Source organism: Rhizobium sp. BK399 (assembly GCF_014194695.1).
Lineage (GTDB): Bacteria > Pseudomonadota > Alphaproteobacteria > Rhizobiales > Rhizobiaceae > Rhizobium.
This window is the reverse complement of sequence record NZ_JACIAH010000009.1, coordinates 216,459-225,963: the sequence shown is the minus strand read 5'-3', so window position 1 is coordinate 225,963 and position 9,505 is coordinate 216,459. Positions and strand designations below refer to the sequence as shown.

The following is a 9,505-nucleotide window of genomic DNA, read 5'->3' as shown; positions in this document are numbered from 1 at the left end:
GCTCCGCACCGCAACCCGCCGCTACCGCCCCAAATACAGCAACCCAAAACCGCCGGAGCGAACTTAAAACTGGATAAAACTTGGGGGCAAGGTCAGGCGCATCGGCCTTTTTTGAAACGATTCCTTCGAGGGACAATTTGCAGGCGGAACGAAGCACGGCGTCGCCGCCCGTTTCGAAATGCTCGACGAAACGGAGTCGGGGCTCATTTCCAATTACGCTCAGCAAAGTGCGCAGACGGTCCTTGCGTCCGACCAATGGCATCGAGCGCAGATCCTCCTCCCCATCAAACAGCAGGTCAAAAGCAAAGTAGACCAGATTGCCAGTATTTCCCTCTGACAAGGCAGCCTGGAGTGCGGCAAAGTCCGGAGCGCCGTTTTCGTCAAGCGCACAGATTTCGCCGTCGATGATGCAATCAGGAAGTCCAGACGCCGCCGAGGCAATCTCGGAATATCTGGCCGTCCAGTCGAGACCCTTTCGCGTCTTGAGCATGACAGTTCCCGCGGCCACTCGCATCTGAATCCGATAGCCAACTTGATCTCATGGAGCCAATTCTTGCCTGCCGGTGGCCTTGCTAATGTTTTACAGAGCTGAGGCGCTACGAAGTCAGGCAGGTCAGCCGGCGCCTTTTCCGCGGCGCCGATTTTCTTTCGGCGTTCATCCGCGGCAAGCCCATTCTTGCTGTCCCAGACCGCGTCGGATTTCAGGTCGGCATTCGCCATCATGAACGGTTTTGGCTTGCGGCCCTTTCCATCCGCAATCTGATCCATCGTCCGACCGGACGCAATGGACGTCACATTCTGCTCAAGAATGGCATCCCCATTCTCCTCGACCGAATAGTCGTCGTGATGTTTGATCAGGAGCCAGTTTGTCCGCTTCCCGCCGTCGCGGTCACCGCGCATTCGCACCAGAACAAAGCTGCCGTGAAGACGCCTTCCGTGGAGTGTGAACTTGAAATCGCCTTTCTTCAGAGCGTCCTGAGGGGAACCCTTTCCCTCCGGTTCCCAGAATCCACGGTCCCATAGCATCACCGTGCCTCCGCCATATTGGCCCTTTGGGATCGTCCCTTCAAAATCGCCGTAGTCGAGGGGATGGTCTTCGACTTCGACCGCCAGACGCTTGTCATGCGGATCCAGAGACGGACCCTTCGTGACTGCCCACGATTTGAAGACTCCATCAAGCTCCAGTCGGAGATCATAGTGAAGGCGGGTTGCGTCGTGTTTCTGGATTACAAAACGGAGACGATTGGATGCCTTCACGGGAACTCTGCCGCTCGGCTCCTCGGTTTGGTGAAAATCCCGCTTGGCACGATAGGTTGAAAGAGTATCGCTCATTATGACCTCCCTTCTTTCGTCGACATTCGTTGCTCACCCCACAAAGCTGCCGGTCCCAGGGCCGATCGGGCAAAATCACCTGCACCCAACAGGTACGAACGCTTACTTGAGGTGAAATGGTTGAGAGAAATTGCCACCCAGTCATTCGCCACGAACGGTCTCCTGATCATCATGTCAGTGAGAGAAACGCTGGCCGCGGCAAGGAGTTTCGTGGTGCCGGGGAGCGCCCAACACCTCACCTGGCCAGGCAGGAACTGTGAGGATCCTCAAAGGTTGTATGAGAGCTGGCTCCCGGCGAAAGAAATTCCATTCCTGGATCTGCAAGCCGGCGAGGATGAAGCAGGAGGACAAGAATGACACGGATCACAGGATCATGTCGATGCGGACGCGTAACTTATAGCCTCGAAGGGGAAGCCACTCGCATAGGAATTTGTCACTGTACGGACTGTCGGCAGGAAAGCGGTTCGGCTTTCACATTCTTTGGTGTCTGGCCCGCTTCTTCCTTTTCAACGTCTGGGCAAACGGAGGTTCACGAGGGCCGGAGATTCTGCCCGACGTGTGGAAGTAGGATGTTCTCATACAATGATAATGAAGCAGAGGTAAAACTTGGAACGCTACGAGACGCCCCCACGGCTTTGGCGCCGACATACGAGCTGTGGGTCAAAAGGCGAGAGCATTGGCTTTCGCCGATCAATGACGCCGTTCAGTACACCGAAGACAAGATCGCCTGATTGAAAGGATCAGCCGTGCCCCCACGTTCAACGGACGATGTGCTACGCAGCTTCCGCTGCCAATAGAGTTTGCGCCCGGCACGGGCGTGAATCCTGTCGCGAAGGAGGGCCCACCTCTGGCCGACGCGTCTTCAACTACGATGAGGATCGCAGGGAAGGCGTCATTTGGAAATGGGTGCCAGCAATCTGAACCACTGCCACCAGTCTTGCTCTGCTCTTAGCGGCGAGCGAGATGCAAATTCTGCAAGAAAGCGCCCCCGGCGTGTGGGAGGTCCGAGCCGGAGGCGCTTTACGACGGGGATTGGAACCACCACGATGAGAGACGTGGCTGCCGTGTTTCACCAGCATCAACCCTTTAGCGTTCGTTCCTGCCCTTTGCCTGTTCCGGGCGTAAGGTAACGGACTTTCCTTGCTGATCTTATGTGATCGCAGGGATCAACGAACCTTTTCCGTTCCACTGGGCGAATTGATCATCGTCTTTCCTCCACCGCTTCCACTTGCAGTCGGATCGCGATCGGTGGCTTGTGGTGGCCTTGAACCTCCACCGGCGGGATTGTCGTCAAACGTGCCTTTTCCAGATGGCTGCGCGTTGATCGGGTCGATCGCTGTTGATACGGTCGGCTTATGATCGACGTCAAGACTTTCCCCCCACCATTCGACCGCTCCCCAGGCAACGAACGCGAGGAGCAGAACTGACACCAGAACGATGAGGACCGGTTTACCGAAGTTCCCCTGTCTCGCCTCCGTGGCGGTTTCGGTTACCGTCTTCTGATCGCTTCCGGCGCTATCGGTTCTCATCGAAAACTCCATGAATAATTGACGAACGGGTAACCTTCGAAGAAACCAGATGTTCCCTCGACCGCACTGTGGGCCAAGGCCGAAGAAATCTTGGAAAGGCTGCGTTCTCACCCGCTCCGACAAGACTTTACCGCCCGCCAACGTCCAGCAGCTGCTCCAAAAGGGCCAGCCGTTCTTCACCAGAGTTTGTTCGCTCCTCAAAGATCAGCCTCCCTTCACGTAAGGAACTGGGGCGAATTCGATCAAAATGCTTCTTGATGTGCCGGGTGTCCTTGTTGTTGAAGGTCAACGCGATCCCTTTAGGACCTCCTTCGACGCTTCTGATGCCAAGCAGCTGCGCAGCTACTCTAACGCTCGTCAGGCGCAGCAAAAGCGCCAGATCGACCGGGAGGTCGCCAAACCGGTCGTCAAACTCTTCCGCGAGCGCCTCTACCTGATCCAGTGAGTCCGCCCGCAACAATCTTGAATACAGTCCGAGTCTGACGCCGGCGTCGCTGACATAGTCACCAGGAATTGCCCCTGATATGCCGAGGTTAACGTCGGTTTTAGACTGGCCGCTTTCTTTTCTTCCGGAGATCGCGCGCTCCAACAGGTCCTGATAAAGAGCGGTACCGATAACCTTTAGATGCCCTGACTGCTTGTCACCTTCGATCTCGCCACCGCCCCTGAGCTCCAGGTCGTCCAAACTGATCGACAGGCCGTCGCCAAGGCGATCATTGTCCAGGATGGTCGACAGCCGCGATCGGGTGGCATCTGCGAGGTTCCTGTCGGGCGGCAGGATCAGGTAGCATATGCCCTGAACCTTGGACCTTCCAACGCGGCCACGTAGTTGATGAAGTTGCGCAAGCCCGAAGCGGTCGGCACGCCAAATGAACATCGTGTTGGCGCGCGGCACATCAAGCCCGCTTTCAACGATATTGGTTGCGAGCAAGACGTCGCCATGTCCATCTGCAAAATCGACCATGATTTCATCCATCTCGACCGCCCGCATTTTCCCGTGCGCTACGCGGATCGTGAGTTCTGGTACGACATTGGCGAGCATAGCACGCAGTTCTTCGATATCTTCGATCCGCGGCGTAACAATGAAGCTCTGGCCGCCTCTGCGATATTCGCGAAGGAGCGCCACGCGGAGAGAAGCCTTGTCGAAGTCCGTCACCACCGTCCGCGCCGGTCTTCGCTCCGCCGGCGGGGCGGTCAGCAGGCTGGTGTCCTGAATTCCAATCAATGCGGTCTGCAGGGTTCGCGGTATTGGCGTAGCCGACATCATTATCGTATGGATGGCAGGCGCCAGCTCCTGCAGGGCTTGTTTATCCCGAACACCGAAACGATGTTCTTCGTCAATAATCAGCAACCACAAACGGGGCAGTGAAATGTCTTTGGCGAGTATCGCTTGTGTAGCAACGACGACACTGATGTCGCCGTTTTTCAAACCCGCCTTAACGCGCTTCGCCTCTTTCGGGGAGACGACCCGTGACAACATCGCCACTTCTATTCCCATGCCGGCAAATCGTCTGCTGAACGTCACGAAATGTTGCCTTGTCAGGACAGTGGTTGGCGATACAACGACGACTTGTCCCCCTGCAAGTGCGACAGCGGCGGCCGCTCGAAGCGCCACCTCAGTCTTTCCGAAACCCACATCACCGCAGACGAGCCTGTTCATCACCACGCCGGATGCAAGATCAGTCATGACGGCTTGGATAGCCGCAGCCTGATCCGGTGTTTCTCCATAGGGAAAACGGGAAGCGAATCTTGCGTATCGGGCCCGAGGCGGCTTCACCGCCTGCGCCGGAGACGCTTGGCGGTTTTCGGCAGTTTTTTTCAAATGACGAACCGCTGCGCGGATGTCTTTATCTACCAATGCCCGTTTCTTCTTCCAACCATCGGTATGCAACCGGTCGAGAGGAACAGCAGTGGCGTTGGAGCCATATCGCCAGATCTTACCGAAGTCGTCCATCGGCACAAGGATCGATGCTTCGCCATAATAGACGAGACGTGCCGCATCGCGAGTTTCGCCCTCAACTTCAACTGTTTCCAATCCGGACAGTCTGCCTATGCCGTAATCCTCATGAACGACCAAATCGCCGAGCTCGAGGTCTGGTTCGGTATTTATCCCGACCTGTGAGTACTGCGTTGGTATCGCCCGCCCCACAATGTCTGCCGTTCCAAGCATGGCGAGTCTTTGGTGGTGGTCAATAAAGCCATGATGCAGACGACGGGAAAGCCTCAGCAGACTTCCCGGCGGCGCGGTTTGATGGTCCAGCCATGTTCCAATCGGTTGAATGCTGAAGCCTGTCTGTTGCACCAATCGTTGGGTAGCGCGCTCGATATCGACCGACTCTCCTGCCAAGACGACGGTCCATCCTGAACGAATATGATCTTCGACGAAAGTCCGCAGTGCTTTGCCCGGACTGACAAATTCGCTGAATTGCGGAACTTCTTGAGCCGCGGTCGTGTCGATCTCAAAAGAAGGCAACTTGTTGATGAAAAACGTCCATTGGGCTTCATCGATATAGAGCGAGTGCTCGAAAGCTCGTCCGCCGAAAGCCACATGGGCATCATCAATCAATTCGAGATAGAACGGCAGTCGACGAAAGGTTTGGTCAGGCACCGCTATCTTGACGTTTTCCAGAATGTCGAATGCGCTCGGGAGTTCGCCATATTGTCGAAAAAGCCGATTGTACAGTGCGTCCGCCGTGTTGGCCGGGTCGTCCTTTTCTTCGTCGCGGCCAATTACCGCCTCCGACGCAGGTCCGAAAACCATCTCCTCCAGGGCCTTTGTCGTCCTTTGGCTGGTTGGATCGTAAAACCAAAGTTCCGAGATCAAAGTGTTGCGCAAGGTGACACGCACTGGGTAACGGCCGCCGGCTGGAAAGATGTCGATCAGACCGTCGCGAAATGCGAATTCTCCGGGCTCGTCGACATTTCCGTCCTCATAATATCCGGTCCGCTTCGCGAAGACCAGAAACGTGGTTATGTCGAAGCTCTCGCCGATCGCCAGGCGATACCAAGTGTCTCGGATGACCCCTAGTGGTGGTACCTTCTGCACCATTGCTTCGAGGGAGGTTACAAGAAGCTTGGGTCCTGTTGGGCTTTCGAGCCAGACCCTGAGAGCGTCCATGCGCCGGCCCATGCTGTGTCTTGAGGGTGGAGCGCGATCGTAGGGCAGGCAGTCCCAAGCAGGAAGCATAACGACCGGAGCGATCGGGTTCATCTCCATAACAGCGCTCGCGATCTGGGTCGCCGCCAACTCGCTTGAAGCAACATAGACCAGATTATGCGTGCTTTCCTGCAGCTCTCTCAAAAGGCTTGCTGCCACGAAAGCTGGAGGTGGCAAGCTATCGGAAGCGGGGCCGTTGGCAATGTCAGTCGCGGCGTTGGCTTCCATCAATTATATATTTCCAATCAGATAGCAGCGTGTGTGATTTTGAGACCGGCGCTTTTCACCAGGAAATTCGCTCTCCATCCAACGAGCTGAAATCCGCTCGCGACAGTGCACGTTAACCCGCTGGCCGCTTTTGACGTCGACAGGGGTGAAGTTTGAAGGTACCAGGAAAATCAATCATGTCAGCTTTCCGACAAGCTCAGCATAATCAGAAAACGTGAAATTCCTGCCCCGCTGCGCGGCTTCGTTGGCGAGGACGAGAACGCGGATCGGAAACAAGGTTGCCGCGCGATTCGAATTCGAGAGTTCGTGATCATCATCTTCGGCCACGGCCCTTTCAGCGCGGCCGAGTGCCGCTGCGATGTCCTGGTGGGTAAATGCGCCCTTCGCTACAAGAGCGTTGGAAAGCGCTGCGACTGCCATGATCAGTCCCTCGAGCTGTAGATTGGCGGTGTTCACAGTTGGCTCCTATGGGTTGGTAGAATTTGGCGTGGCAACTCTCTTCTGCAACCAACGAAAGACTCTGATCTCTTCAACATCCATCCATTCCAAGAGCCGCTCGCTTCTTGTCTTCAATTGTAAAACATCCCGCAGTTTTCCTTCGCGAAAGTCGTCGAAAACCGCGGGATGAATATAGGAAGATCGGCAGACAGAGCGGGTGTTAACAAGCTTTGCCGCGACCTGGTCAATTGCTTCGTTCAATTGTGTGGCGATCCCCCTTTTGGAGGCGGCGGCTTCAACTGGCGCAAGTGCAGCGACAGCCATGCAAGTCCCGCCCCAGGTTCGAAACTGTCTTGAGCTGAAATCCTCTCCCGTGACGTCGCGGATGTAGCCATTCACGTCGTGGGAAGAGATCGGACGACAGCCTCCCTCATCGCAAACATATTGAAATAGATGTTGACCGGGCAACTCCTGGAGCTTTCTTACAACATTTGCGATGCGACGATCACGATGGGAAAGATTCCACTCTTTGCCCGACTTGCCTTTGAACTTGAACTTGACATTCCCTCCATCAACTTTCACGTGGCGGTTTCGGAGCGTGGTCAGCCCGTATGAACGGTTCTCCTCGGCATAGGCGACGTTACCGATACGGATATAGAGATTGTCCAGCATCCAAACGACTGTTGCGAGCGCTTTGTCCATGGTGAGCCCTCGGGATCTCAGATCGAGATCCACTCTCTCGCGAAGGTCCGGTAGCCGTGCAGCGAAATCAACGAGACGTTCAAACTTCGCCCGTCCCCGCTCCATGTGCCATTCCGCGTGATAGCGGTACTGCCTCCGCCCACGTGCATCGGTTCCGACCGCTTGGAGGTGGGACAGCGGGTTCGTGGAGATAACGACGTCGGTATAGGCGGGTGGGATGGCCAAGGCATTCAGACGTGTGATTTCGGCTGGATCAGTGACACGTCGACCGTCCGGCATATAATACAGAAAGCCTTTTTTGCCCGGCCGTCGCGTGAAGCCGCTTTCGAGAGAAGACAGATAAACGAGGCCGGATGCCAGCTTTGCGCCCGCAGCGGCAGTCCTTACGGCATCTTTGGAAAGCATCTGGTTCATGACATCCGTAACTCCGGTCCCGGCCTTCCGGTTCCGGCTGCTAGTGAAGCCAAGAACGTCGGGCTGGTTTGGCCACGCCAGGCATCACGCGATAGTATCTGCTGCGGGCGTCATCGGCGCGCGATGTTTTGAGCTCTTCCTCAAGAGCCTGACGACGGGGCTTCGTGCACGGCCGCGCCGTAACCGAGACCCTGTGGTCCTCTTTCGGCTTCCGGGTTATAGAATAGCAATGGCGCCGATAAGCTCGGCGAGAGCCATCTTCGCTCAGGACCTCCGCGCGGAGCTTGCTTCCGAGCTCCGGGTTTAATGTCGTCTCGCAGGGCGATTGATGGTCGTCACGGCATCTTGTCATCGCGGTTCCAAGCAGCTTGGTCGATCGAGAACCTTCAGCATTGCGTCTGGTCGATGTACATATCAGGGCGGCCCGAGGAGCCAGCTACCGATCGCAAGTCCAACGGCAACAAGGACAAGGCCGGCGACAATGATGCCTAACGGCACGACGCGGCCCGTCTGCGATATTGTCCGTGCGGATCCTGGCTCACGCATGGCGACGTCGTAGTTCTGCTGGATGTCCGGCTTCAATCCTGCTCGATCTTCAATGGCCATACCTGCCTGCTCCGGCGATATTGGCACTCCGCCGGCCTCTGCATCGGTTTCCATCGGTGCCGCAGCGGGATCAAAGCCTGATCGGCGATCGCCGCTCTGCCCGGATTGAATCTGTCCGCGCACCTGAGCACCGGTTCTTTCTTCTTGTTTTGTCATTGCTATTCTCCCACTTCAGTTTTGGGCTGCCGGATTTTAACTCAGGCCGACGACGACGAGCGATCCCACCGTGATCACCACGCCGATCACTAGTGTTGCAACTACGTAGATCATCAGCGGTCGATGTGAGGATCCCGGGTCCATTGTTGATTTCCTCTCTAAGTTGCCTGGCGTGCGAAGGCGACGACTGGGCCGGCGATGCGGTAAGCTGCTGCGTTGTCGATCTTTCGCCCACTCAAACCGTGCCAGAAGATCGAAGTTCCACCGAATCCTCGTTCGAGCGTTTTGCAGCTGGGCGGAACATCTTGGAGCGAGCGCAGGTCCAATTGGAGCAAATCATGAAAAACTCCCCATCGCACTCTTCTGGCTTGCCTGATTGCCCTCCCCGCTTTCACTTCGGGCGGCGTCGACGGACAGCACGCCTCTGACTTCGCTGGGAAGGCGGCTATGTCAACATGTTCGAGATCGAGACAGCGAAAATCGATATTGCCCAAGGAAGGGCCGGAAGATGCCAGGTAGTTCGCGCAGGACATGCTCAAAGACCGTGGAAAGCAGCTGAGCGATGCAGCGAAAAAGGACGGTACCGACCGAGCTTGACAGTCAGCACCACAAAATTCTCGTAGCGCTGGAGAACAGTGACGCAGCGAACCTTGATCAGACTATCTGTCGACGAAATTACCCACCCACCACATCAGCGATGGCGAGAGGTTTCCGAAAACCTCTAACCCGATGCTCTGCGGCGACTGCCAACAGCCCGCGGCGTTCGGTAACCGCCGAATCTCAGGTTGTCGGACGCACGAATGAGTACAATGTTAGGCGAGCACGCGACCGTTTTGTCGAGGATCCCAAAGGTTCTGTTCTGCAGGATTGCGAAGCCGCGATTGCCGGAGCAAAGGCTGTCGCCCGCGAAGAGACGGAAAGGACACGCCCGCAGCCCATGGGG

Annotated in this window: 6 protein-coding genes and 1 pseudogene; 1 reads left to right on the top strand and 6 read right to left on the bottom strand. The window is 56.3% G+C overall.

Features of this window, described 5'->3' with window-relative positions:
- Positions 1–94: 94 nt before the first annotated feature.
- A pseudogene (locus FHT97_RS20015) lies at positions 95–1,332 on the bottom strand (DNA polymerase ligase N-terminal domain-containing protein); the annotation flags it as partial.
- A gap of 353 nt (positions 1,333–1,685) precedes the next feature.
- Here FHT97_RS20015 and FHT97_RS20010 point away from each other — a divergent pair.
- Complete coding sequence (locus FHT97_RS20010; RefSeq protein ID WP_183756160.1) at positions 1,686–2,063, top strand: GFA family protein; 378 nt, start codon at positions 1,686–1,688, stop codon at positions 2,061–2,063.
- A gap of 435 nt (positions 2,064–2,498) precedes the next feature.
- Here FHT97_RS20010 and FHT97_RS20005 read toward each other — a convergent pair whose 3' ends face one another.
- From FHT97_RS20005 to FHT97_RS19985, 5 genes are all read right to left on the bottom strand, one after another.
- The gene (locus FHT97_RS20005) at positions 2,499–2,861 is read right to left on the bottom strand and encodes a hypothetical protein (protein ID WP_183864007.1); all 363 of its coding nucleotides are present in this window, start codon (positions 2,859–2,861) and stop codon (positions 2,499–2,501) included.
- A gap of 127 nt (positions 2,862–2,988) precedes the next feature.
- The gene (locus FHT97_RS20000) at positions 2,989–6,246 is read right to left on the bottom strand and encodes a DEAD/DEAH box helicase (protein ID WP_183864014.1); all 3,258 of its coding nucleotides are present in this window, start codon (positions 6,244–6,246) and stop codon (positions 2,989–2,991) included.
- A 174-nt stretch (positions 6,247–6,420) separates the two neighbouring features.
- Complete coding sequence (locus tag FHT97_RS19995) at positions 6,421–6,702, bottom strand: hypothetical protein (RefSeq protein WP_183756157.1); 282 nt, start codon at positions 6,700–6,702, stop codon at positions 6,421–6,423.
- A gap of 9 nt (positions 6,703–6,711) precedes the next feature.
- On the bottom strand, positions 6,712–7,800 hold the full coding sequence (locus tag FHT97_RS19990; RefSeq protein ID WP_183756156.1) for a DNA topoisomerase IB: 1,089 nt from the start codon (positions 7,798–7,800) through the stop codon (positions 6,712–6,714).
- A gap of 414 nt (positions 7,801–8,214) precedes the next feature.
- Complete coding sequence (locus FHT97_RS19985) at positions 8,215–8,562, bottom strand: hypothetical protein (protein WP_183756155.1); 348 nt, start codon at positions 8,560–8,562, stop codon at positions 8,215–8,217.
- Positions 8,563–9,505 lie beyond the last annotated feature (943 nt).